This window comes from Novosphingobium sp. BL-S-20, from assembly GCF_055521635.1.
Map to the genome: position 1 here is coordinate 2,395,707 of NZ_CM145494.1, position 24,248 is coordinate 2,419,954.

Annotated in this window: 23 protein-coding genes, 1 tRNA gene and 1 pseudogene; 10 read left to right on the forward strand and 15 right to left on the reverse strand. The window is 65.3% G+C overall.

Annotated elements, in window-relative coordinates; genetic code table 11:
* Positions 1–162: 162 nt before the first annotated feature.
* Both ACZ1II_RS18895 and ACZ1II_RS18900 read left to right on the forward strand, forming a co-directional pair.
* The gene (locus ACZ1II_RS18895; protein WP_465145132.1) at positions 163–924 is read left to right on the forward strand and encodes a competence/damage-inducible protein A; all 762 of its coding nucleotides are present in this window, start codon (positions 163–165) and stop codon (positions 922–924) included.
* Positions 914–1,471 (forward strand): hypothetical protein, encoded by a 558-nt coding sequence (locus ACZ1II_RS18900; protein ID WP_465145133.1) that lies wholly within the window; start codon positions 914–916, stop codon positions 1,469–1,471. Before ACZ1II_RS18895 ends, ACZ1II_RS18900 begins: the two co-directional genes overlap by 11 nt.
* Before the next feature lie 80 nt (positions 1,472–1,551).
* On the opposite strand, the gene rplA is transcribed toward ACZ1II_RS18900, so the two are convergent.
* Both rplA and rplK read right to left on the reverse strand, forming a co-directional pair.
* A complete protein-coding gene (rplA, locus tag ACZ1II_RS18905; RefSeq protein WP_465145134.1) occupies positions 1,552–2,253 on the reverse strand; it encodes a 50S ribosomal protein L1 in 702 nt (233 codons plus the stop codon).
* A gap of 4 nt (positions 2,254–2,257) precedes the next feature.
* Positions 2,258–2,689 (reverse strand): 50S ribosomal protein L11, encoded by a 432-nt coding sequence (gene rplK / locus ACZ1II_RS18910; protein ID WP_021232774.1) that lies wholly within the window; start codon positions 2,687–2,689, stop codon positions 2,258–2,260.
* 205 nt (positions 2,690–2,894) lie between these two features.
* Here rplK and ACZ1II_RS18915 point away from each other — a divergent pair, with 205 nt between their 5' ends.
* On the forward strand, positions 2,895–3,608 hold the full coding sequence (locus ACZ1II_RS18915; RefSeq protein WP_465145135.1) for a GNAT family N-acetyltransferase: 714 nt from the start codon (positions 2,895–2,897) through the stop codon (positions 3,606–3,608).
* A gap of 295 nt (positions 3,609–3,903) precedes the next feature.
* On the opposite strand, the gene nusG is transcribed toward ACZ1II_RS18915, so the two are convergent.
* The 4 genes from nusG to ACZ1II_RS18935 form a co-directional block, all read right to left on the reverse strand.
* On the reverse strand, positions 3,904–4,440 hold the full coding sequence (gene nusG / locus ACZ1II_RS18920) for a transcription termination/antitermination protein NusG (protein ID WP_147215735.1): 537 nt from the start codon (positions 4,438–4,440) through the stop codon (positions 3,904–3,906).
* Positions 4,441–4,468: 28 nt separating this feature from the next.
* Positions 4,469–4,663 (reverse strand): preprotein translocase subunit SecE, encoded by a 195-nt coding sequence (gene secE / locus ACZ1II_RS18925; protein ID WP_086493495.1) that lies wholly within the window; start codon positions 4,661–4,663, stop codon positions 4,469–4,471.
* A 175-nt stretch (positions 4,664–4,838) separates the two neighbouring features.
* Positions 4,839–6,368: a hypothetical protein gene (locus tag ACZ1II_RS18930; protein WP_465145136.1), complete on the reverse strand. Its 1,530-nt coding sequence runs from the start codon at positions 6,366–6,368 to the stop codon at positions 4,839–4,841.
* A gap of 222 nt (positions 6,369–6,590) precedes the next feature.
* A tRNA-Trp gene (locus ACZ1II_RS18935) sits at positions 6,591–6,666 on the reverse strand.
* A 208-nt stretch (positions 6,667–6,874) separates the two neighbouring features.
* Here ACZ1II_RS18935 and aat point away from each other — a divergent pair.
* Positions 6,875–7,678, forward strand: coding sequence for a leucyl/phenylalanyl-tRNA--protein transferase (gene aat / locus ACZ1II_RS18940; RefSeq protein ID WP_465145137.1), 804 nt, complete (start codon positions 6,875–6,877; stop codon positions 7,676–7,678).
* 35 nt (positions 7,679–7,713) lie between these two features.
* Here aat and ACZ1II_RS18945 read toward each other — a convergent pair.
* Positions 7,714–8,013, reverse strand: a pseudogene (locus ACZ1II_RS18945) (DUF2155 domain-containing protein); the annotation flags it as partial.
* A gap of 128 nt (positions 8,014–8,141) precedes the next feature.
* Positions 8,142–8,549 (reverse strand): NADH:ubiquinone oxidoreductase subunit NDUFA12, encoded by a 408-nt coding sequence (locus ACZ1II_RS18950; RefSeq protein ID WP_147215739.1) that lies wholly within the window; start codon positions 8,547–8,549, stop codon positions 8,142–8,144.
* Between the two features lie 234 nt (positions 8,550–8,783).
* Between ACZ1II_RS18950 and ACZ1II_RS18955 the strand changes: the two genes are divergently transcribed.
* Positions 8,784–9,839: an extracellular catalytic domain type 2 short-chain-length polyhydroxyalkanoate depolymerase gene (locus ACZ1II_RS18955; protein ID WP_465145138.1), complete on the forward strand. Its 1,056-nt coding sequence runs from the start codon at positions 8,784–8,786 to the stop codon at positions 9,837–9,839.
* Between the two features lie 6 nt (positions 9,840–9,845).
* On the opposite strand, the gene ACZ1II_RS18960 is transcribed toward ACZ1II_RS18955, so the two are convergent.
* Together ACZ1II_RS18960 and ACZ1II_RS18965 are read right to left on the reverse strand one after the other, a co-directional pair.
* On the reverse strand, positions 9,846–10,310 hold the full coding sequence (locus ACZ1II_RS18960) for a DUF192 domain-containing protein (RefSeq protein WP_465147337.1): 465 nt from the start codon (positions 10,308–10,310) through the stop codon (positions 9,846–9,848).
* Positions 10,311–10,347: 37 nt separating this feature from the next.
* Positions 10,348–10,890 carry a regulatory protein RecX gene (locus tag ACZ1II_RS18965; protein ID WP_465145139.1) on the reverse strand — a complete coding sequence of 181 codons (543 nt, stop codon included), beginning with the start codon at positions 10,888–10,890 and terminating at the stop codon, positions 10,348–10,350.
* Positions 10,891–11,040: 150 nt separating this feature from the next.
* Between ACZ1II_RS18965 and ACZ1II_RS18970 the strand changes: the two genes are divergently transcribed.
* The gene (locus ACZ1II_RS18970; protein ID WP_465145140.1) at positions 11,041–12,801 is read left to right on the forward strand and encodes a fatty acyl-AMP ligase; all 1,761 of its coding nucleotides are present in this window, start codon (positions 11,041–11,043) and stop codon (positions 12,799–12,801) included.
* Between the two features lie 276 nt (positions 12,802–13,077).
* Here ACZ1II_RS18970 and ACZ1II_RS18975 read toward each other — a convergent pair whose 3' ends face one another.
* The 5 genes from ACZ1II_RS18975 to ACZ1II_RS18995 all read right to left on the reverse strand — a co-directional run bounded on the left by ACZ1II_RS18975 (position 13,078) and on the right by ACZ1II_RS18995 (position 17,918).
* A complete protein-coding gene (locus ACZ1II_RS18975; protein ID WP_465145141.1) occupies positions 13,078–13,518 on the reverse strand; it encodes a DUF2721 domain-containing protein in 441 nt (146 codons plus the stop codon).
* Positions 13,519–13,542: 24 nt separating this feature from the next.
* Positions 13,543–14,358 carry a class I mannose-6-phosphate isomerase gene (locus ACZ1II_RS18980; RefSeq protein ID WP_465145142.1) on the reverse strand — a complete coding sequence of 272 codons (816 nt, stop codon included), beginning with the start codon at positions 14,356–14,358 and terminating at the stop codon, positions 13,543–13,545.
* Positions 14,359–14,368: 10 nt separating this feature from the next.
* The gene (locus ACZ1II_RS18985; protein WP_465145143.1) at positions 14,369–15,418 is read right to left on the reverse strand and encodes a mannose-1-phosphate guanylyltransferase; all 1,050 of its coding nucleotides are present in this window, start codon (positions 15,416–15,418) and stop codon (positions 14,369–14,371) included.
* Positions 15,419–15,737: 319 nt separating this feature from the next.
* On the reverse strand, positions 15,738–16,478 hold the full coding sequence (locus ACZ1II_RS18990) for a TonB family protein (protein WP_465145144.1): 741 nt from the start codon (positions 16,476–16,478) through the stop codon (positions 15,738–15,740).
* Between the two features lie 51 nt (positions 16,479–16,529).
* Positions 16,530–17,918 (reverse strand): helix-turn-helix domain-containing protein, encoded by a 1,389-nt coding sequence (locus ACZ1II_RS18995; RefSeq protein WP_465145145.1) that lies wholly within the window; start codon positions 17,916–17,918, stop codon positions 16,530–16,532.
* Between the two features lie 148 nt (positions 17,919–18,066).
* Here ACZ1II_RS18995 and ACZ1II_RS19000 point away from each other — a divergent pair, with 148 nt between their 5' ends.
* From ACZ1II_RS19000 to ACZ1II_RS19015, 4 genes are all read left to right on the forward strand, one after another.
* A complete protein-coding gene (locus ACZ1II_RS19000) occupies positions 18,067–19,659 on the forward strand; it encodes an isocitrate lyase (RefSeq protein ID WP_465145146.1) in 1,593 nt (530 codons plus the stop codon).
* Between the two features lie 44 nt (positions 19,660–19,703).
* Positions 19,704–19,874 carry a hypothetical protein gene (locus tag ACZ1II_RS19005; RefSeq protein WP_465145147.1) on the forward strand — a complete coding sequence of 57 codons (171 nt, stop codon included), beginning with the start codon at positions 19,704–19,706 and terminating at the stop codon, positions 19,872–19,874.
* A gap of 286 nt (positions 19,875–20,160) precedes the next feature.
* Positions 20,161–22,266 (forward strand): putative bifunctional diguanylate cyclase/phosphodiesterase, encoded by a 2,106-nt coding sequence (locus ACZ1II_RS19010; protein WP_465145148.1) that lies wholly within the window; start codon positions 20,161–20,163, stop codon positions 22,264–22,266.
* 553 nt (positions 22,267–22,819) lie between these two features.
* Positions 22,820–24,154, forward strand: coding sequence for an MATE family efflux transporter (locus ACZ1II_RS19015; RefSeq protein ID WP_465145149.1), 1,335 nt, complete (start codon positions 22,820–22,822; stop codon positions 24,152–24,154).
* The last annotated feature ends 94 nt before the right edge of the window (positions 24,155–24,248 follow it).

The window sequence follows — 24,248 nt, forward strand, 5'->3', positions numbered from 1 at the left end:
GCAGCAAAACGTGTCCGAGTTCATAAGAACCCTGCCTTTCAGGCATCCTCTCCCAAAACTTTTCATAGGACTGATCCTCGGATCGGTCCTTTTTTTTGCCCGTTTTCCGGGTGATAGCCGCCATGGCTGGCAGTCGGCGCGGCTTTGTCCTAGCCATGCTGCATGGCCGAATCGTCGCGAATCTACACCGCCGCCCTCGTCGTCATCGGTGACGAAATCCTCTCCGGTCGCACGCACGACAAGAACATCGCGCAAGTGGCGACCTGGCTTCAGGTGCAGGCCATCCGTCTGAAGGAAGTGCGCGTGGTCGCCGACGACACCGCCGCCATCGTCGAGGCGGTGAATACCCTTCGCGCCCGCAACGACTATCTCTTCACCACCGGCGGCATCGGCCCGACCCACGATGACATCACCGTGGATGCGATCGCCGAGGCGCTGGGCGTGCCCGTCATCGTCCACCCGGAAGCGCGCGCCATTCTCGAAACCTATTACGAGACGCGCGGCGGCCTCACCGAAGCCCGCCTGCGCATGGCCCGCACGCCTGAGGGCGCCAGCCTCATTCCCAACCGCTACACCGGCGCGCCGGGCATCCGCTTCGAAAACGTCTTCATCATGGCAGGCGTTCCCAGCATTACCGCAGGGATGCTCGATGCGCTTTCTGGCCAGTTGGAGGGCGGCGCGCCGCTGCTGTCGGAGACGATCGGCTGCTGGGTCGGCGAAAGCGAGGTCGCCGAACTGCTCCGCCAGACCGAAAAGACCCACGAGACCTGCCAGATCGGCTCCTATCCTTTCTGGGGCGAGGGCCGGACCGGCGCCAATTTCGTGATCCGCTCGGTCAGCGCCGAGGATCTCGCCGCCTGCACCCGCGCGCTGATACAGGGGCTGGAAGCCATGGGCCGTACGGCAGTGCCCGGTGGCATCTGAAATCGCCGCCGCGCTTGCCCTGATGGCCTCTTCCGTGCCTGCCCCCGTTCCCGCCGCACCGAGCCTCGAAGCCTTCGAGCAGGTCCTGAGCGACCACGACAGCGCCACCCTCGCACTGGAGGCGTGGTGCGCCATGCGCGGCTTCGCGCAGCCCGCTAGGGTGACGGCACAACTGGTCGAGGGCGAAGACCTGCCCGCTCCCGCCGATATTGCCGCGACGCTGCAGCTGACCGAAGACGAAACCGCCATATTGCGCCATGTCCGCCTGAGTTGCGGCGCCCGCGTGCTGTCGGAAGCGTGGAACTGGTACGTCCCCGAGCGCCTGACGCCGGAGATGAACCAGGTGCTGCGATCGAGCGACGTGCCGTTCGGCAAAGCCGTCGCCGCGCTTCGCTTTCGCCGCAAACCCCTCGCCGTGATCGCAGGCCCGGCGGCGAACTGCCCGGCCGGGACGATCTCGACCCACCGGGCGATGCTCTTCCTGCCCGACGACCGTCCGCTGGCCCATCTGGTGGAATGCTACACCGCGGCCAATCTGGCGCCCTGAAACAGGCATGAAAAAAGGGCCGGAGGTTTCCCCCCGGCCCTTCTATCCGTTTCGCCGATCCCGAAGGACCGTGCGCCAAATCAGGCGCCAGCGATTTCGGTCGTGTCGATCTTGAGGCCCGGGCCCATCGACGACGACAGCGAAATCTTGCGAACGTACTTGCCCTTCGAGCCCGAGGGCTTGGCCTTGACGATCGCATCGACGAATGCGCTGAAGTTGGTCAGCAGGTCGGCGTCCGAGAACGACATCTTGCCGATACCGGCGTGGATGATGCCCTGCTTTTCGACGCGGAACTCGATCTGGCCGCCCTTGGCGTCCTTCACGGCCTGCGTGACGTTCGGGGTCACGGTGCCGAGCTTCGGGTTCGGCATCAGGCCCTTCGGACCCAGCAGCTTACCGAGACGGCCGACGACGCCCATCATGTCCGGGGTGGCAATGACGCGGTCGTAGTCGAGGTTGCCGGCCTGCATGTCTTCCATGAGGTCTTCGGCGCCAACCTTGTCCGCACCGGCGGCTAGAGCTTCGGCAGCCTTGTCGCCCTTGGCGAACACGGCGACGCGAACGGTCTTGCCGGTACCGGCGGGAAGCGAAACCATGCCGCGAACCATCTGGTCGGCGTGACGCGGGTCGACGCCCAGGTTCATCGCGACTTCGACGGTTTCGTCGAACTTGGTGGTCTTGACGTCGCGCAGGGTCTGCAGCGCGTCAGCGACGGGGTAAAGCTTCATGTTGTCGCCGAGCTTCGCGGTCAGCGACTTCTGCTTCTTGGTCACCTTGGCCATGGAATCAGCCCTCCACCACTTCGAGGCCCATCGCGCGGGCCGAACCTTCGATGATCTTGGTGGCGGCATCAATGTCGTTGGCATTGAGGTCGGCCATCTTGACCTGGGCGATCTCGGCAAGCTGCGAGCGCTTGACGGTACCGGCGCTGATCTTGCCCGGCTCCTTCGAGCCCGACTTCAGGTTCACGGCCTTCTTGATGAGGAAGGTCGCCGGGGGCGTCTTGGTGACGAACGTGAAGCTGCGATCCGCATAGACCGTGATGATGGTCGGGATCGGCATGCCCTTTTCGAGCTCCTGCGTGGCGGCGTTGAAAGCCTTGCAGAACTCCATGATGTTCACGCCGCGCTGACCCAGCGCAGGGCCGATCGGCGGGGACGGCGTGGCGCTGCCGGCCTTGACCTGCAGCTTGATGTAACCTTCGATCTTCTTGGCCATGTGGCCACTCCTTTCACACTTTCACACCTGCCGGGCAGATGCTCATGTTTAGCGGTCTTACGGACGCCGGGGCATCCTCCCGCAGGGAATCGGGGGGCACGAGGCCGCTCCGAAGGGCGCGCCCCTAAACCATATCCGTCCAAAAGGAAAGAGCCGGATTCGTCTCTTCTCGCGGCGGTTCATCGCCGCCATATGCAGGAACGACATGACGGACAATCCACTCGACAATCTCTTCTGGACGGCGCTCTCCGGAGAGCAGGCCGCCTTCTCCATCGGCGGCGAGCACGCCAAGCGCTTCGATCCCGTGATCGGCCCGCTCGCAGGCCTGCGCGACCTCTCGCCGGAGAGCCTCGCCGCCTTTGCGCAGTTGGTGCGGACGACCGGCACGGCCGCGCTTGGGCTCACCGACGTTACCGAGGACCTTCCCATCCCCGGCACGCAGATCCTGCGCGGGGGCCAAGGCGTGCAGATGGTCTTCGACGGCAATGCGGAGCCCCTGTCGGAGATCGAACGCGCCCTTGACGATCCGCGCATCGTTCCGCTGGGCGAGAGCGACTACCCGGAGATGCTGGAACTCGCACTGCTTACCGAGCCGGGCCCCTTCGCCGAGCGCACCGGCGATCTCGGGCAGTTCTGGGGGATTCGCGAGAACGGGCGGCTTTTGGCCATGGCCGGCCAGCGCGTGCGCACGGCGAGCCATGTCGAAGTGAGCGGTGTCTGCACCCATCCCGAAGGCCGCGGCAAGGGCTATGCCGCCCTGCTTTCGCGCCGCGCGGCCGCAGCGATCCTTGCGGAAGGCCGCTGCCCCCTGCTTCACAGCTATGCCGACAATGCGACGGCGCTGGCGCTCTACGGAAGGCTGGGCTTCGTCGAACGCGCCCGCGTGCGCTTCACGATCTACGCGCCGGTTTTAGCCTGACCAGCACCCAGTTTTGGCCAGAAATCCAGCCTCACCTGCAAATCACCGCCTCACCTACAAATCTCCGTCGCCCCCGCGAACGCCCCGCTGCCTTTGCAAGCTCGCGTTCTGGCGGAAGGAGGAGAAGAAGCGGGATCCCCGCCTTCGCGGGGATGACGAGGATGGCTTGGGATCAGAACGCTGCTGGGAGCGACGAGGACGAGTGATCTGCGCATCGCGCGGACTCACAAAAGGACGGCCCAACCGAACCGCCCCCGCATAACGAAAAAGGCCGGGCGATTGCCCGGCCTTTCGATCACTTGCTGAGTTCGACGTGCTCGAAGTCGAGTTCGACCGGCGTCGCGCGGCCGAAGATCGAAACCGCGACCTTGACCTTGTTCTTGTCGAAGTCGAGTTCCTCGACGAGGCCGTTGAAGCTGGCGAAGGGACCGTCGAGGACCTTCACCGAATCGCCGATCTCGTAATCGATGTTGACGGTCTTGCGCGGTGCGGCGGCGGCGGCTTCGGCAGCACCGAAGTAACGCGCGGCTTCGCTCTCGCTGATCGCCTGCGGCTTGCCGCTCGAACCCAGGAAGCCAGTGACTTTCGGGGTGTTCTTGACGAGGTGGTAGACGTCGTCGTTCATCGCCAGCTTGGCGAGCACGTAACCGGGCATGGTCTTGCGTTCGGTCTGGACCTTCTTGCCGCGCTTGACCTCGGTGATGGTCTCGTGCGGAACCTGAACGTCCTCGACAAGCTGCGAAAGCCCCATACGCTCGGCTTCCGAGAGGATGGATTCCTTCACCTTGTTCTCGAAACCGGAATAGGCGTGGATGATGTACCAGCGGGCCATGATTCTCTCTTTAAGCTAGTTCAGGCGATCACAGCAGCGACAGGATCGAGCTGACGACCCAGCCGAACAGCGCATCGATACCCAGGAAGAACACCGCGAGAAAAACCGTCATGATTCCGACGAAGATCGCCGTCGTCACCGTCTCCTGGCGCGAGGGCCAGTAGATCTTGGAGGTTTCCGTGCGTACCTGGCGGATGAATTCGCCGGGACTGGTCTTGGCCATGACTGTCGTTCTCGCGTCTCTTGCCTGCTGCCTGAGCAGAAAAATTGCATCTCTTCCGGCTAGGGGCCATCGCCGCCCCGGCCGAGGCCGGGAGGGGCAGATGCGATCCTCATGTCGGAAGGAACCGCCGACTTAACCCCGCCCTGCCCGTTTTGCAAGGTCTGCCGAAGATGCTTTACGTCCCCGGAGCCGAAGGATCGGCGAGGCGGGCGAGGAAAGAATTCTCGCTGGAATAGAGAATCCGTGCACCGTCCGGCAGCGCCACCGGCTTTATCCGACCGATGTACCAGAGATACTCGGCATGGCGGGCCGGGCCGAACTTGCGCAGATCGATATGCTGGCGCGGCGAATAGAGGATACGCTGGCTGGGATCGGCAAAGCGGTACGACAGATCGCGCATCGACAGCATGTGCACGTCGGGCAGCGCGAAGTTGGAATTCTCCATCGCGCTGCGGCGCACCACGGCATAGGAGCCGAAGTGCTCGAACGGCCCGAAGCGCCACTGGATGCGCGGGATCGCCACGGCGGTGGCGACGCGGGCGCCTTCCGGCACCTGATCGAGCGCGGCAATGAGCTGGCGCGCGGTCTGCGCGTCCTCGTACCACACGACCGTCGTCACCGCGGTGCGCGAGACGAACAGCGCCGCCGCCGCCACGACCATCCAGCGCCGGATCGGCAGGTCGATCGCAAGGCAGGCGACCATCAATGCGGTGGTGCTGAGGCGGTAGTCGGCATAGTCGCCGCCGAAGATCTGGCGCGGCACGATCAGGGTCAGCACCAGCAGGATCAGCGCAGCCCAGCCGAAGCGCCCGTCGATCCGCTTGCGCAGCAAGGCCCAGCCGAGCACCAGCAGCACCAGATCGAGGCTGATGATATCGAAATAGAAGTCGAAGCTGCGCATCGCCTTGTAAAGGATGCCCCACTTGTATTCGAGCACGTAACGCCCGTAGGACACCTTCGAATTCGCACCCATGCCGATCAGCATCGGCAGCAGCGGGAAGATCAGCGGCCAGGGCTTCACGAAGGGGCGCCAGTCCAGCCAGCTGCGGCGGCGAGCCCATTCATAGCCGAACAGCATCACGCCCATCACGCCCCAGCCCGAGACGTGGCAGAGCCAGACCACGAAGCTGATCGGCACCATCACCGCCCAGCGCCACGGCTTGCCCTCCAGCTTCACCCAGAGCGCGAACGTGAACAGCCCCAGCGCGATCGACAGCGCATAGTTGAGGAAGCCCATCAGCAGCGAGGGCGACCAGATCATCGCGAAGGCGAGAATCGGCCCGACGCTCAGCTTGCGGCCGAGCGAACGGCAGGCCGCCACGATCGACAGGCCGGTGAGGAAGGGAATCATCGCGACGATGATCCGGCCCGCCTGCTCCAGCCCGAAGATCGGCGCCATCGGCACCATCAGCAGCTCTACGCCGAGATTGCCGGTCCATTCCCAGTTGAACACGAAGTAGCGCGTCAGATAGGGATCGGCCCCGTGATCCAGCGCGACCTTGTAGCCGGCCAGATGCGAGGGATAGTCCGTCATCTGCGGCGCCCAGGCGACGAGCGCGGGCAAGGCAGCCACCGCCGACAGCACCACGCCCAGCACGAGCGCCTTGTCCTGCCCCAGCAGCTGGGCGAGACGCTGCCACAGGCCGCGCCATCCACCGTTGTTCAGTCCGATCTGTTCCGCTTGCGGTTGCGCGGTTCCGTGCATCAGCGCCTGTATCTTTCTCGAGAAAGCCCCCGAACGATTTTGGTCCGGGCTGCCGACCAGGGTCGACGCGGATGCCCGATTCGCCAAACGCGGCTCTCTAATCGGAGTGCCGCGAATGACAAGGGATGCACGGTATCGCGCTTCTCCGTTTATCGCAATTGCAGCACGAAACGCGAAACGCCCGCTTCCGACGAATTCGGTAGCGGGCGTTTCAGGAAATGCTGGCAGGAGTGCACGGACTCGAACCGTGGGCCCTCGGTTTTGGAGACCGATGCTCTACCAACTGAGCTACACTCCTGCGGGCGAGGAGGCCTCTAGAAGGAGACGGCGAGGATTACAAGAGGGTTACGGCGCGGTGACGCAAGATAATTCACAGGCTTGCATTTTGTCCGCGCGAAACCCCAGATTATACGGCAAATCCCATGGCTTTCCATGGACCGCCCGGAGCCGGAGCGAAGCATTTCCTTCCGGCCACAAGCCCCTTTCAGGATACCGCTGCCAGGATCATGCACGCCCCCGCCACCCCGACCATGATCGAACCCGACCTGTTGATGCTGGCCTATCGCACCGGAATTTTCCCGATGGCGGACAGCCGCGACGATCCCGAAATCTTCTGGATCGAGCCGCGCCTGCGGGCGATTCTCCCGCTGGACGGCTTTCACCTCTCGCATTCGCTGGCACGGACGCTGCGCCGGGGGCGATTCTCCGTCACCTGCAACGCCGCCTTCTCCGAGGTCATGGAAGCCTGCGCGGCGCCGCGCCAGGTGAAGCCCGACAGCGACGACGACAGCGGAAGCTGGATCAGCCACCGCATTCAGGCGAGCTACGAGCAGTTGCATGCGCTGGGTCATGCCCATTCGATCGAAGTCTGGCAGGATTCCGGCGACGGTCGCCGCGAACTGGTGGGCGGCCTCTATGGCGTCGGTTTCGATCGGGTGTTCTGCGGCGAAAGCATGTTCTCGCGCCGCACCGATTCGTCGAAAGTGGCGCTGGCCTATCTCGTCGCCGCGCTGAGGCGCGCAGGGGCGACGCTGCTCGACTGCCAGTTCATGACCCCGCACCTCGCCTCGCTGGGCGCGGTGGAAATGCCGCAGAAGCGCTATCTCACGCTGCTGCGCGAGGCTCAATCGGTGGCGGGAACTTCGGTGGCCGGGGCCGGACTCGGCGAAGCCGGAGCGGCGGAAGCGGCTTCGGAAGGCGCTGCGCTCGGCTTGCCGGCGGCCTTCGCCGGGCTTTTTGCCGCATTGCCGGAAGCCGATGCTTCCTCGCCCGGGAAAGTCATCGCGCAGCTCTTGACCCAGACGTCATAGACCGGGTGCTCGACCGCGTTGAGCGCGGGCGAATTCTTGAACAGCCAGCCAGAGAAGACCTTGCGCCAGGCCAGCTTCTCGTTGGCGCTGCGACGTTCCTCGACGAAAGCCTGAACGAAAGCGCCCTCTTCCTGCGGCTGCTCCCAGGGGAGCGACTTCTCGCAAGTGGCGACCTTGACCACGAGGTTGCCGATGCGGCGCGCCTCGCCCGGCTTCATCACCAGGTCCTGGGTCAGGTTGTTGCGCTTGTTGAGGACGCCCAGTGTGACCACGCGGTCCTTGTTGGGCGTGCCGATCTGCTGGCCCTTGGCGGCCTGGGCAGGCCCTGCCTGCATCCCGGCGATCGCATCGGGAACGCTGGTATCCTGCGCCTCAGGCGCCGGTTCGCCCTTGCCGCATCCGGAGAGGAGCGGCAGCAGGACGAGAATCGGCGCGAAGGCGGAAAATCGCGTCACGGAAGCTCTCAGGCTTCCGGCGACCAGGCTTCGTAATCGCCCGTAGCCGCAGCGCGCTTGCCGCCACGTTCCAGAGCGCCCTGCGGACGATAGGCCGTGGCCGTGCCAGTGGCATTGGGGGTGTAGTCCACTTCCCAGATGCGCGCGGGCGCCAGATGGCTTTCCGGCACGCCGTCGTAGGAGTGGTGCAGCCACCCATGCCATTCGGAAGGCACGTTGCTGGCGTCGTTGGCGCCGGCATAGATCACCCAGCGACGTTCCCATCCCTCGGTCGTGCGCACTTTGGCGGACTTCGAGCGATAGTACTTGTTGCCCTGCGCGTCGGTGCCGACGTGCTCGCCGTTACGCGAGCTCCAGAGCGAGGTGCCGATGGTGGCGCCGTCCCACCAGGTGAAGATCTTGGACAGGATTCCCATGAGCCGCGCGTTAGCGCTGTTCACCGCCGATGCCAAGCATGTTCCCGAACGAAAACGACAACGAAGACGACGGAACCCGATCATCCGGGGACCATCTCCTCCGCTTCGGCTATATCTGCCCCCACCTGCAAATCGATTGCATGCTGGACATGCCCTCCCGCCCGCATCACGCTGCCATGCGGGAGAGAGGCTCGAAGGCGCTTGGTTTGGCAACGACCCTGGGGAGGGCTTCGCATGCGTAAACAGACATTCGCGCGACTTGCATTGGCCGCGCTGGCTCCTTTGGCTTTTTCAATCGCCGCACCTTCTTCCAGCGCTCAATCCGCCCGGCTCGCGAAATTGCCCGCCCTCGGCGTGGACGCGAATCACGTCACCGTTTCCGGCCTGTCCTCGGGCGGGTTCATGGCGGCGCAGTTCTCGGTGATCCATTCCGCCACTGTCAGCGGCGTCGGCATCGTTGCGGGCGGGCCTTACGGGTGCGGATTAATGGGGCTGGCCGTGGTCCAGACCTGCATGACCGGCTCGCCTTCCGGCTCGGGGGCGAGGCTCGCCGCGCAGATCAACGAGATGAGCGGCCTCATCGATCCACTCTCCAATGTGAAGGGGCAGCGCGTCTATCTGTTCCGCGGCGCCTCCGACACGGTCGTGGGGCAAGGCGCACTCGATGCCCTGCGCGACTTCTACAAGGGCGTCGGAGTGCCTGCGCAGAACCTCCAGTACCTCGCGAGCTTCCCGGCGGAACACGCCTTCCTCTCGCTGACGGCCAAGTCGACTTGCGCCTATCTCGGCGGGCCATACGTCAATCACTGCGGCGCCGACGGAACCGTTGGCGGCCAACCCCGCTACGACCAGCCCGGCGCGATTCTCACCAAGGTCCTGGGCGGCACCATCACGCCGCCTGCCACCAGACTGTCGAGCGCACCGCAGGCCTTCGCGCAGTCCCCCTACCTCTCACCGCTGAGCGCCATGGCCACGACGGGTTACGTCTACGTCCCCAAGCCGTGCAGCAGCGCCGGGGCCAATTGCCGCATCCATGTGGTGTTCCACGGCTGCGAGCAGGCCGCGGCCTATACCGGCGACGCCGTCTACGGGCAGCTCGGCTACAATGCCTGGGCCGATACCAACCGGATCGTCGTGCTCTATCCACAAGTCGAGAAAAGCACGCTCTCCGGCAATCCGATGGGCTGCTGGGATTGGTGGGGCTACACCGGGGCTTTCGCCACCCGCTACGGCCCGCAGACGCAATCGGTGCAGGCGATGATCGATCAGCTTGCCAAGACCGGCAGCTGACTTCGCCTACCAGTCCACCCTGTCGCCGGGCGCGATACCGAGTTCAGCCGCGCGCCCGGCATTCAGCTCCAACACGGCGATCACTGGCCCTGCCGAGGGCAGCGGCGTCTCGTCATAAGGCACGGCATCGGCGGCGATGTTGAGAACGCGGTGGTCCGGACCGATGAACAGCAGATCGAGCGGGATCACCGTGTTCCTCATCCAGAACGCAGCCTTGCGCGGCGTCTTTTCGGGGAAGATCATGCCCTCGTCCGCGCCCATCATGGTGCGGAACATCAATCCCTTGGCCTGCTCCGCCTCGCTCGCCGCCACTTCGACCCGAAAGACATGCGACTTGCCGCCCGATACGACGGTGAGCGGCACCACCGCCAATCCCGATTCGGGGTGGACGGATTTCGCTTCCGCCGCCGCACTTTCCGTTTCCGCCCCGCCTTTCGAGCAGGCCGCAGGCAAGAGCAGCACGGGCGCCATCAGGCAAAGGGCAACAATCCGGTTCAACCGCATCGCTTCACTCGTCTCCAGCCTCGGACACCCACGCCTCGGCATCTTCCGGAGTCCCGGCATCGATGATCGCGCGCGCCACGTCGAGCCGGTGCCCGGCCCGCAGCATCGCGCCCATATGCTTTTCCCGCAGCGGCCTATCCGGCTCCTGAACGCTAAACGGCCCGAACCGCCGCCGCCGCGCCAGCACCAGCGCCGCCTGGCGCTCGGCGGCCTCGTCGGGACGGACGTCCTCCCGCAGGGCCTCGTCCAGCCCGGCATGGCCCAGCGCCTCGCCTACCCGCCGCGCGCCGTAGCCGCGCCGCAGCAAGCTGCCCGCCTTCATCCGCGCCCAGCCTGCGTCGTCCACGTAACCGAGTTCGACATAGCGCCCGACCAGCCGCTCCAGATCGGGAGCCTCTTCCCCGTCCCAGCCCCGTTCGCGCAATTTGCGTTGCAGATAATCGCGCAGCTTCCCTTGCGTCGTGGCGAAACGCGCGACATAGGCCAGCGCCAATTCTTCCAGGCGTGGTTCGGAAAGTGGTTGCGGATTGCGACGCTTGACGGACATCTTGCCCTATTCGTGCCACAGTCGGCTCGGATTGGGGAGAGCGCACGGAACCACGTCGTGCGGATTTGTTGCCTCCGGATCAGAAAACCGGGTGTCAACAACGGGGTTCCGGTGAGAATTTACGGTATAACAACAACGGGTTAGAACGAAATGAACGACACCATCAACGTGGTGCCGCGAGCGATCGAAGCACTAGTCGCCACACCTAACGACGACGCGCTTGCCCGCCGCTTTGCCGATTTCGACACCTTCTGCGATGCGCTGGACTATGCGGCGCAGGGCCAGCGCGGCTTCAATTTCCACGATCCGCGCGGCACGCTGAAGCAGGTCTATCCGTTCAGCCAGCTGCGCACGGATTCGCTCAAGGTCGCCCATGCGCTGATCGCGCGCGGCGTGAAACCGAACGACCGCGTGGCCCTGATCGCCGAGACCGGCCCGGACTTCGCAGCCCTGTTCTGCGGCGTCGTCTACGCCGGTGCCTGGCCGGTGCCGCTGCCCCTGCCCACCAGCTTCGGCGGCAAGGACAACTATATCGAACAGCTCGCCGTCCAGCTTTCCAGCTCGGACCCGATGCTGCTGGTCGGCCCGGACGAGATCGCCGAAATGACCGCCCAGGCCGCGACGCGCCAAGGCTGCGACCACGCCACCTGGGCCGATTTCGCGGCCAAGGACGCCCCCGAAGTCGCCCTGCCCAAGGCCGGCCCGGACGATATCTGCTACCTGCAGTACTCCAGCGGCTCGACCCGCTTCCCGCACGGCGTTGCCGTCACGCACCGTTCGCTCATGTCGAACCTCGCCGCGCACAGCCACGGCATGGAACTGGCCGAAGGCGACCGCTGCATCTCGTGGCTGCCCTGGTACCATGACATGGGCCTGGTCGGCTGCTTCCTCTCGCTGATCGCCAACCAGGTCTCGGGCGACTATCTCAAGACCGAGGACTTCGCCCGCCGCCCGCTCGCCTGGCTCGACATGATCACGCGCAACGAGGGCACCTCGATCTCGTACTCGCCGACGTTCGGCTACGACATCTGCGCCCGCCGCATCTCTAGCCAGAGCCACGTCGACGATCGCTTCGACCTGTCCCGCTGGCGCCTTGCCGGCAACGGCGCCGACATGATCCGCCCCGACGTGATGCAGAGCTTCGTCAATGCCTTCGCACAGGCGGGCTTCAAGGCAACCGCCTTCCTGCCGAGCTACGGCCTTGCCGAAGCGACACTGGCCGTCACCATCATGCCGCCGGGCGAAGGCATCCGCGTCGAACTGGTCGAGGAAGAACGCCTCTCCGGCACCCCGCGCGACCTCAGCCGCCCCGCCCGCTACCGCGCCATCGTCAACTGCGGCAAGCCCGTGCGCGACATGGAAGTGGTGATCCGCGGCGAGAACGGCGACAGCCTCTCCGACCACAAGATCGGCAAGGTCTGGTGCCGCGGCACCAGCGTCATGCACTCCTACTTCCGCGATCCCGAAGCGACCGAGGCCTGCCTCGTCGACGGTTGGCTGGACACCGGCGACATGGGCTACATGGCCGATGGCTACCTGTTCATCGTCGGCCGCGCGAAGGACATGATCATCATCAACGGCAAGAACCACTGGCCCCAGGATATCGAATGGGCCGTGGAACAGCTGCCGGGCTTCAACCACGGCGATATCGCCGCCTTCTCGGTTGAAACCGACAATGGCGAGGAAGCCCCCGCCGTGCTCGTCCACTGCCGCGTCTCCGATCCAGCCAAGCGCATCGAACTGCGCGACCTGATCCGCGACAAGGTGCGCTCGATCACCGGCATGAACTGCGTGGTCGAACTGGTGCCGCCCAAGAGCCTGCCGCGCACCAGCTCGGGCAAGCTCAGCCGCGCCAAGGCGAAGAAGCTCTACCTTTCGGGCGAGATCGAGCCTTTCAAGCTCGCTGCCTGATCGGGGCTTTCAGATAGGGGAACGGGCCGGGAAGCGTTGTGCTTTCCGGCCCGTTTTCTTTTCAAGAACAAGAGATAAGCAGGGGGTCAACACCCCCTGCACCCCCATTACCGTATAGGTGGGGGCGCCTCCTCATCGTCGTGCCCAGATTGCCCGAAGGGCTATTTAATGCCCTGCGGGCGGCCGCAAGGCGCGCACAACGGATAGGCAGGGCACAACGAAGACAGTCTTGGGGGTGCAGGGGGTGTTGACCCCCTGCTTTTCCCTTTCCGTCCTTCAAATAGTCCGATGCAATTCCAGATAATCCCGCGGAATGCTCAGGGCTTCCTTCGCCACCTGGGTCTCGCGCAGGAACAGCACCAGCGCCACCAGCAGCAGCACGATCGAGGCGAGGAAGATCACCGCCGCGACGCCGTGGAGGTTCAGTCCGGCGAGGCCCTGGAGGAACAGCACCGCCACGGTCGTACCGATGCACAGTGCCGAGAGCACCATGAAGCGGATGGCCTTGGTGATGATGTTGATGCGCTTATCGACCAGGCGGATTTCCAGGACCACCATATCGTGTTCGGCGCCGGCTGTCCGGTTGTGCCGTTCCTGAAGCTCGCGCGCGCGATCGACCACCCGGCCGAGGCGACTGGAGAGGATGTTCAGGATATTGCCGATGGCGACGAGCACGAAAACGGGCGTCAGCGCCAGCTGGATGGTCTGGACGATCATGGCATCATTTATGTCTGACACGCGTCAGTCTGCACAGGCGCGAGCGAGCAGGCAGACGCCGTTTTCCGCAAATTCCACGTCGTCCAGCGAGGAGGCCAGTCCGCAGCCGCCGGGCGCGATGGTGTCGCCGCCGATGCGGACCGAACCTTCGCGCGGGATCACCAGCAGGGCCTGCGGATAGCGGGCCGCGACTTCGGGGGACGGCTTGCCCGCGACCTGATCGAGCAGGAACAGCGGCCCGTCTACGAGGGTCGCGCTGCCTTCGGCGGGGACACGCTTGTGCCAGCGGGCGAGATCGTAGACTTCACCGCGCGAGACGGCCATGCCTTCGTCGAGGTGCAGTTCGCGCGGGCGACCGTAGTCGTAGAGGCGATAAGTGATGTCGCTGTTCTGCTGGACTTCGATCAGGCTGACGCCGACGCCGATGGCATGGACGGTGTTGGCGGGAATGTAGAAGAAGTCGCCCGGCACCACCTCGTGCCAGGTCATCAGCCCTTCGATCGAGCCGTCGAGCGCAGCCTCGCGCATGGCTTCCTCGCCGATCGGCGCATCGAAGCCGATCCCGAGCGTGGCGCCGGGTTCGGCGGCCACGATCAGCCAGCACTCTTCCTTGCCCTGTTTGCCCAGCCCCTTGGCGAGCGTCTGGGCATCGCTGGGGTGCACCTGGACCGAGAGCTTCTCGCTGGTGAAAATGTACTTCACCAGGAGGTCGGGCAGCGCCGCGGGCGGCTCGAACCAGATCTCTCCAATGCGTTCACCGTCCGGAGCCTTGAACGGCGCGGGCAGCACATCCTTGCCCCAGGGCTTTTCGACCTGGCGGATCGGCAGTGCAGCAGTCATCGATATATCCTTACTGGTTGACGGCTCCGGAGAGCTTTCCGACCTTTTGCACACCGTCAACGGTCGTGACCAGCACATCGTTTCCGTCGATCACGACAATCACGTTTTCCAGCCCGATCACCGAGACCCGCGGCCCGTCGCTGTCGACCAGGACATTGCTGCAATCGACCATTTCGACTTCGCCGGAACCGCGCACGGCATTGCCTTGAGCGTCCTGCGGCAGCGCCTCGTGCAGGGCCTGCCAGTTGCCGATGTCCGACCATTCCATGTCGGCGGGCACGAGGGCGGCGCGGCGGGTGTTTTCCATGACCGCATAGTCCACCGAATCGCTTTCGACTTCGGCGAAAGTCGCGGCATCGGGGTGGAAGCGGTGGCCGTCCTCTGTGCCCTTCTCGACCGCTTCGCGCACTTTGGCGGCGATCTGCGGACGATGGGCGGCGAGTTCGGCCATGAAGTCGCCCACGCGGAAAGCGAAGATCCCTCCATTCCAGGCGTAATTGCCGTCGGCGAGGAACGATTTGGCGCGTTCGAGGTCCGGCTTCTCGACGAACTGCGCGGTGCGGAAGGCCTTTTCATGCCCTTCGATCGCCTCGCCGCGTTTCAGGTAGCCGAAGCCGGTTTCCGGCGCGGTGGCCTCGATGCCGAAGGAGACCAGCCAGCCGTCCTTCGCCAGTTCGGCGGCGGCGCAGGCGGCCTTGGCGAAGATTTCGGGGCGTCCGATATGGTGGTCGCTGGGGCAGACCAGCATCACTGCGTCTTCCGGCAGGCGGCAGGCGGCCAGCGCGATCGCGGCGGCCGTGTTGCGCGCGGCGGGTTCGACGATGACCGAAGCGCCCTCGACCCCGCGCAGCTGCGCCTCGACATGTTCGAGGTGCTTCGTGCCCGTGACCACCACCGGCGCCGCAAAGCCGCCGTCCGCCGGGCAGCGCGCCACGGTCGCCTCGAACAGGGTCGAATCGCCGACGAGCGGCAGGAACGGCTTGGGCATGGCGACGCGGCTACGCGGCCAGAGCCGGGTGCCGCTGCCGCCGCAGAGAATGACGGGTACGATTTCGGGCATGTTCAGCAGAGGAGCGCTCGCAGCATCAAGGGAGAGGGAATTTTCCGGCGCGCTATTAGACGCACCTTCGACCAATGCAACAGGATCGATCCAGTCAGACTTCATCATTCACTCCTGCGCAGCGGTTTTCCGGGGGCAATCGACCAGAGGCAATAGAAACACCCGACAACACCCGGAAAAACACCTGGATCCGGAAACTTCGTTTCGTCCCGCAAGGCTAGCGCGAACCGCGCCGCCCGTCTTGGCGGAACGAGACCAAACGAACCGGAGCCGCGCCATATGGAAAATGCCCCTTTTGGAGCATGTTGTCTTGCAAGCCCTACCCCTCGCCCTTGAGGAACCATCGCTGCCGCCAGCCGAATTCCGTCTCGACCGGATTTCCGGCGGCATCCCGGCCCGGCCTGAAACGGAAACGCTCGGTGGCGAGTCGGCAGGTGATCCGATCCGCCTCGGCATCGGGACTGGCGCGGATCACGCGGCAGGCCTTCACCCGCCCGTCCGTCCCGACTTTCAGGGCGATCACCACTTGCGAACCCAACCGCAGGGCGCGGCTCTCGCGAGGGTAGTCTCGCGCGGAGTTGATGTCCCCGGCAATCTTCACCGGTTTGGCGGCAATTCCGCCACCGCCCTGTCCTGAGCCGCCTGAGCCTGCTCCGGTTCCGCTGCCGAGGCCTGCTGCGCCGGTTCCCGTGCCTTCATCCCGCGCTCCGGCGGCGTTTTCGGTGCCCTTGCCTGCAACGGGTGGCGCCTCGCTTGGCCTGATCGTGATCGGCGCTTTCGGGACGGCGGTGTCGCGGGGCTTGGCGCGTTTGCCCGGCGCTCCGGCGGCGCCTTCATCCTGTGCGGATGACGGGTGCGGCTGCGGTGCAGGGGACGGCGGTGGAGGCGGAGTTGCCAGCGGCACGTCGAAGGTCTGCGTCAGCGATCCCACGATGGAGGCTGCGAATTCCGGTGTGAAAGCACGGATCAAGGCGGCGAGCGCCAGGAAATGAAGCAGCGCGACCAGCGCGATCGCACCCAGCCGCGTTTTCCGCGCCGGTTTGAGGTCGGCCTTCACCATGAGGGCGGAAATGCCATGGGGTTCGGCGGCTTGGCAAGGTGCCGGGGAGGATCAGCTTTCCGCGAAAGAGTAGGGCTGCGCGGCGCGGCGGTAGTCGTCGGCCAGCACGTCGCGGCCGATGGGCGGCACCGAGCGGGCTGCGCAGTCGGCGCGCTGGCAGAGGCGGCAGGTCACGCCGATGGGCGTGACGCTCGCCTCGCCTTCTTCTGCATAGACCAGCTTGCCCGCCTCTTCCGCCGCACAGGCGAGCGCCACGGCGCGCGTGACTTTCATCCGCCCGTGCCGCCCCTCGCCCGAAGTGACGGTGCGCGCGATCGAGAAGAAGCGCTGGCCGTCCGGCAGCTCCAGCCATTGGGTGCGCACTTCGCCGGGCCAGCGGAACACCTGATGGACCGACCACAAGGGACAGCCACCACCATGCGCCGCGAAGGGGAAGCCCGCGCCGTCCAGCCGCTTGGAGACGTTGCCCGCCTCGTCCACCCGTAGGAAAAAGAACGGCACCCGCTCCTCCCCCGGCCGGTGCAGCGTGGTCAGTCGGTGCGCGACTTGCTCGAAACTGGTGCCGAACAACCCGCAGAGCGCCTCTATATCGTAGCGCCGCACCTCGGCCGCGCGGGCGAATTTGGCATAAGGCATCAGGATCGCCGCCGCCGCGTAGCCCGCCAGCGCCCGGCGCACGAGCGTCGCCGTGGTCGTCTGCACAAAGGCGGCGGCGCGCACGACGGCCACGATGTCGCTGCGCATCGCGGTATGGGCGATGTGGGTGGCGATTTGGAACGCCCGGCTTGAGGGGCCGAGCGTATCGTCGATCAGCAGTTGCTGGTTGTGCCGGTCGAACCGCCGCAGCGAATCGACCATGACGTCGGGCGGTAGAAAACGCACGCGGACGCCCTTGGCGGCAAGCCAAGCGGTGGCGCCACCGGCCTGTTCGATCTCGCCGGCAAGTTCCTCCGCCCGCACGTCGAGGGCGTGGAAATAGTTGCGCGAAGCCCCAAGGAACCGCTGCGCCTCACGCACCGGCTCGTTCTCTTCCGCCGCCGGGCCGGAGGCTCGCTGCTCGGCCAGGGCCTGACTTTCGCGGGTGTAAGCGCCGTGAAGCCGCAGCAACGCTTCCGAAATGCCGGGAAAACTCATCGCGAGATCGGCCACTTCCAGCGAAGGCAAGTCGATGTCTGCGAACAGCGGATCGCGCAGAACGTCGCCCACGCGGCGGGCATAGTCCTCGCCATCGTCTCCGGCGATATCGGCAATGTCCAGCCGGTAGGTCCGCGCAAGGCGCAGCAGCATGTCCGCCGTGACCGGGCGCTGGTTGCGTTCCAGCAGCGCGACGTAGCTGGGCGAAATCTCCAGATCGTCCGCCATGGCCTGCTGCGTCAGACCCAGTTCGCGGCGCAGGCGGCGCAGCCTGGGGCCAAGGTAGAGAGGTCGTGATTCCGCCATGTCCTCCGCAGTTTGTCATGCCTGCACATCTTTACAAGGAATATCTGTAAAGTTTGACAACCGGACTTCGCAGGCCGTTCCGCGCCGCACGAATGAGGGTTAGCTCCAGGTCATCGCCCAATCCTATTTTCGACGGGGACTTTTCGCAGTGACCTACCAGAGCAAGATCACCGAAGCCGGTCAGACCATCGGCACCGAGCCCAACTGGAACGGCATCGAAGCGGAATCGGTCGCGCGCATGCGCCTGCAGAACCGCTTCCGCACCGGCCTCGACATCGCCCGCCATACCGCCCGCATCATGCGCGAGGACATGGCGGCCTATGATCGCGACCCGGCCAACTACACCCAGTCGCTGGGCTGCTGGCACGGGTTCATCGGCCAGCAGAAGATGATCTCCATCAAGAAGCATTTCGGCACGACCAAGGGCCGCTACCTCTACCTCTCGGGCTGGATGGTCGCGGCGCTGCGCAGCGAGTTCGGGCCCCTGCCCGACCAGTCGATGCACGAGAAGACCTCGGTTCCGGCGCTGGTCGAGGAACTCTACACCTTCCTGCGCCAGGCCGATGCCCGCGAACTGGGCATGCTGTTCCGCGATCTGGACAAGGCGCGCGAGGCCGGTGACGAAGTCGAGGCCAAGCGCCTCGAACACGCCATCGACAACCACGAAACCCACGTCGTGCCGATCGTCGCGGATATCGACGCGGGCTTCGGCAATGCCGAGGCGACCTACCTGCTCGCCAAGAAGTTCATCGAGGCTGGCGCCTGCTGCATCCAGATCGAGAACCAGGTCTCTGACGAGAAGCAGTGCGGCCATCAGGACGGCAAGGTCACCGTTCCGCATGAGGACTTCATCGCGAAGATCCGCGCGGTCCGCTACGCCTTCATGGAACTGGGCGTCGACGAGGGCCTGATCGTGGCGCGCACCGACTCGCTGGGCGCGGGGCTGACCAAGCAGATCGCCTTCACCCGGCAGCCGGGCGATATCGGCGACCGCTACAACAGCTTCCTCGACTGCGACGAGATCGCGGCGGGCGACGTCGGCCACGGCGAAGTGCTGATCACCCGCGAAGGCCGCCTGATGCGCCCGAAGCGGCTGCCCTCGAACCTCTACCAGTTCCGCAGCGGAACCGGCGAGGATCGCTGCGTGCTCGATTGCATCCATGCGCTGGAGAACGGCGCCGACCTGCTGTGGATCGAAACCGAAAAGCCGCATATCGGCCAGATCGGCGGAATGGTCAGCCGCATCCGCGAAGTGATCCCGAATGCCAAGCTGGTCTACAACAACTCGCCCAGCTTCAACTGGACGCTGAACTTCCGCCAGCAGGTTTACGATGCATGGGAAGCGGAAGGCCGCGACACCGGCGCCTATGACCGGGCGAAGCTGATGAGCGTGGACTACGACGGCACGGAGCTCGGCAATGAGGCCGACGAGCGCATCCGCACCTTCCAGAAGGACGCGGCGCGCGAGGCGGGGATATTCCACCACCTCATCACCCTGCCGACCTACCACACCGCCGCCTTGTCGACCGACAATCTGGCGAAGGAGTACTTCGGCGAGGCGGGGATGCTCGGCTACGTCAAGGGCGTGCAGCGTCAGGAAATCCGCCAGGGTATCGCCTGCGTGAAGCACCAGAACATGGCCGGATCGGATATCGGCGACGACCACAAGGAATACTTCGCCGGCGAGGCCGCCCTGAAGGCAGGCGGCACGCACAACACGATGAATCAGTTCGCTGCCTGAGGCAGTTGGGGAAGTTCCCCGCCAAGCAAGGAAAGGAAGGTACTATGACCACCATGACCACCGAACCGGCCCGCGCCCGCGCGGTGCTTTCGAACCAGGACTTCAAGCTGCTGCAGGAAGCCGTGCTCTACTACATGCGCGCACATGAGGATGATCCGGTCAGCTCGACGTATTCGAACCTCTACCACCGGCTCGGCAGCGCCACCCGGCGCTGAGGACAAGAAGCAAGCCAGCGCCGCCCGGCGCTGGTTCGAAACACCGGAACGCAGGCACCCATAACGCCTGCGACCGGAACCACCGGCTCTCCTGAGCCGGATAACCTCTCAAGCGTTTTCCTGGGGAGGAAAACCAGGCCCGCCGCACCCTCTGCGGCGGGTCCTTGTTATTGGTTAACTTGCCGCCAGAAATATCCACCGGCATGGAAACACAGGGCACCGTCAGGCGTTGACGGAAATGTTAACATCTTGTGACATAACCTGATTCCAACACGGGGACGCAAAGTTGGTTCTGGTAACTTCGGAAGAGTACGAGGCGTTGGCAGGCGAAGCGCTACCTGAATCGTTCGACGCCGCGCTCGCGGCGGCATCCCGTGCGGAAAGACGGCTGCGCGAAGCGATCGACGTCTTGCCGCAAGGCGTCGTCTTCCTGGACGAACAGGGTCGTTACATCCTCTGGAACCGCAAGTACGAGGAAATCTACTGCCGCTCGGCCGACCTGCTGGAGCCCGGCGCCAGACTGGCGGATACGCTGCGGGTGGGCGTCGAACGCGGCGACTACCCTGAAGCCAGTGGCCGCGAGGAAGAATGGCTTTCGGACCGCCTGGCGCTGATGCAGCAGCCCGCCGCCCGGCACGAACAGCGCCTGTCCAACGGCCGCTACGTGCTCATCGAAGAGCGCCGGACGGAGGACGGCGGCTCGATCGGCCTGCGCGTGGACATCACCGACCTCAAGCAGAAGGAGGAAAGCTTCCGCCTCCTGTTCGAGCAGAATCCGCTGGCCATGCTGGTCCATGATCCGGAAACCGGCCAGATCCGCACCGCGAATGCCTCGGCGTGCCGCCTGTTCGGATATGAACCGGAGGAGATGGAAGGCCTCAATGCCCGGCGGCTGTTCGGCGGCGAGGCCTGGCCCGAGGCCTCGCGGATGCTCGATGCCGACAAGCCCACCTGCCATGCGGGCTGGACGATGTTCCGGCGCGACGGCGAAGTGGTGGAAGCCCATGTGACCACCCACGCCTCGGTCATCGAGGGGCGTCCGGTGACGATCGCCTCGGTCTTCGACGTGACCGAGCGTCGCCGCATCGAACGGCGCATGGAATACATGGCGCGCCACGATGAATTGACCGGACTTGCTAACCGCTCGCATTGCCGCGAGACCTTGCGGGACCTGCTGTCGAAAGTCTCGCCTTCGGAAACGGTGACGCTGGCGCTCATCGATCTCGACAATTTCAAGACCGTCAACGACACTTACGGCCACCACTTCGGCGACGCCCTGCTGACCGACGCGGCCTTGCGCATGCGCGAACTGGTACCGCCCGGCGCGCTGCTCTGCCGGATCGGCGGCGACGAGTTCGCGATCATCTTCCGGAAGTCGAGCCTCACCCAGGCGGAAATCGTCAGCAAGGCGATCATCGCCGTGCTCTGCGAGCCTTTCCACGTCCACGGCAACACCCTGCACATCGGCGCTACCGTGGGCATGGCGGGCGCTCCGTTCGACAGCAGCGATCCCGAGACACTGCTGCGCTTTGCCGACCTCGCGCTCTATGCCGCCAAGGCCGACCGGCGCGGCACCTGCCGCCGCTTCGAAGCCGCCCTCGACGAAGCCGCGCAGGCCAAGATCCGGCTCGAGACGGATTTGCGCAAGGCCGTGCGGGACGGCGAACTCGACGTCCACTACCAGCCCCTGCTCAACCTCGAAACCGGCGTGATCGAATGCTGCGAGGCGCTGCTGCGCTGGAACCATGCGGAGCGCGGCCCGGTCTCGCCCGAGGTCTTCGTGCCGCTGGCGGAAGAACTCGGGCTGATCGACAGGCTCGGCAGCTTCGTCCTGCAGACCGCCTGCCGCGAGGCGACGCGCTGGCCCGAACATGTGCGCCTCTCGGTCAATGTGTCGCCGGTGCAGTTCCGCAACGGCAACCTGCTGGGCACGGTGGTGAACGCCCTCTCCGCCTCGGGCCTCTGCGCCGAGCGGCTCGAACTGGAGATCACCGAAGCGGTGCTGATGGAACAGGGGCCACGCCCCGCCGCGATCATCCGCAACTTGCGCAGCTTGGGCATCGGTATCTCGCTCGACGACTTCGGCACCGGCTATTCCTCGCTGAGCTACCTGCTCAACTACCCCTTCACCAAGATCAAGATCGACAAGTCGTTCATTCTCAACCTCCACGAGGAAGCCAGTTCGCGTGCGGTGATCCGCGCCGTGATCGGGCTTGGCCGCAGCCTCGGCCTGACGGTGGCGGCGGAAGGGATCGAGAGCGAGGTGGAACGGGAATACTTGCGCTCGGAAGGCTGCACCCAGGGCCAGGGCTTCCTGTTCGGCCGTCCCCAGCCCGGCTCGATGCTGGAGTTTCCCGAGGGGCCGCCGCCCGACAGGCGCGACGCCGCCTGAGTTGTTCGGGCGATATCGCCGCTGATCGCCCTGCCCTGAGCCTTGCAATCGAATGTTGCAGATAAAGGCGCCGCCGCTGTCCAAGTGGATGGTGCCGCCGGTACTTGCCCGCTGCAGCATCGGGCGGAACATTATGCTGCCCTTCCTGCAATTCCGCTTTGAGATCGTGCGAAATTGTTGCAGAGTGCTTGGCGAAAGGTCGCTAGCGGCTTTACCGGCGTTGGGAGAGAGCGCGCCGGGAAGGAAGTTAATTTCTTTCCGGCGCGCCGAATCTTCGCAGGTGCAACATCTTATACTGACTAGGTTTTAGCGCCCCGGCCCGCACAAAGCGGACCGGGGCGCTCTCGTTCCGGCGCACGCGAACTCGCCTTGTTCGCAGTTGCAGCATGAACCTGAAAGCGTTCCGAGACCGCGAATCGGCGCAGATCGAATCACTCTTACCCGCATGCTTCTCCGGGTCGATTGGACGATTCGCCCCATGTCGGACCCGAGCCTGCCCGTGGCCTGGCTCATGTTTGCCCCTTCCGGGCCGCTACGCTAATCGCGAAAGACCTTGACCCAGCCCCTCATCCAGCCCGCCCGAAGCCAGACACACCTGCTCTGGTCGATCGCCCTTCCGGCGATGCTGACCAACGTCGCCACTGCACTGTTCGGCCTGGCCGACATGTGGGCGATCGGGCGCCTCGGCGACGCCCCCGCGCAAGGCGCGGTCGAACTGGGCGCGAAGTACATGATGGGCCTGCTCAACGTGTTCAACTTCCTGCGTACCAGCACCGTCGCGCTGACCGCCCAGAGCGCCGGACGGGGCGACCGCAGCGCACAGGGCGAAACCCTGGCACGGGCCATGGCCGTCGCGATGGGCATCGGCGCGGTGCTGCTCTGCCTGATGCCGCTGGCGATCCCCTTCGGGCTGGACCTGCTGGAAGCGCAAGGCGCGGTCCGCGAAAGCGCCCGCCACTATATCGCCATCCGTTACTGGGCCGGGCCGCTCTGGCTGGGCAATTGCGTGCTGGTGGGCTGGCTGATCGGCCAGCGCCTCGTCCGCCATGTCCTCGTGGTCGAAGTTGCTGCCAATATCGTCCACATCGCGCTCGACCTGTTCCTCGTGCTCGTGGTGCAATGGGGCGTGACCGGAGTGGCGACAGCGACCTTCTCCTCCGAACTGTTCAAGCTCCTGGTGCTGGCCGCCCTCGTGCTGCGCCGCCCCGAAGCCCGCACCGCTTTCGCCTCGGTGCGCCAGCGGGCGACCTGGCGGCGCGCCGAACTCGCCCGCCTCTTCGCGCTCAACCGGGACCTGTTTTTGCGCACCCTGCTGCTGACCGCCGCCCTGCTCGCCTTCGCCCGCAGCGGCGCGCAGGCTGGGCCGGTCACGCTGGCGGCGAATGGCATCCTGTTCCAACTCTTCATGCTGGCGACCCTCCTGCTCGACGGTTTCGAAAGCGCCGCGCAAGTGCTTTGCGGCGAGGCCCTCGGCGCCCGCGACCGCAGCCGCTTTACCGGGGTGGTCCGTTCGGCGCTGCTCTGGGGTGCAGTCATGGGACTGGCCCTGACACTCGGCTATGCGCTGGGCGGACGCATGCTGGCGGCGGCCTTCACCACCGCGCCGCAGGTCATCGCCGCCACCGCCGTCTATGCCCCCTGGCTGGCGCTGCTGCCGCTGCTGGGCGTCTCCGCCTATGTGCTCGACGGCGTATTCGTGGGCGCGGGATGGACGCAGGCGATGATGGGGACGATGCTGGCAGCCATGGCTTTCTACGCGGTGCTGCTGTGGGGTCTGCATCCCTGGGGCAACCACGGCCTCTGGGCGGCCTTCACCCTGTTCTTCGTAGCCCGCGCCTGCGCCCAAGCCGCCGTGTTGCCGCGCCTCCTGCGGCGCAGCTTCTCCTGAACGGCAAAAGCCGCCGACGCTGGAGGAGGGATAGCGTCGGCGGCTCGCTTGGCCTCGGGTGGGACGTTCAGGGAGCCTTGGTCAGCCCCCCGGG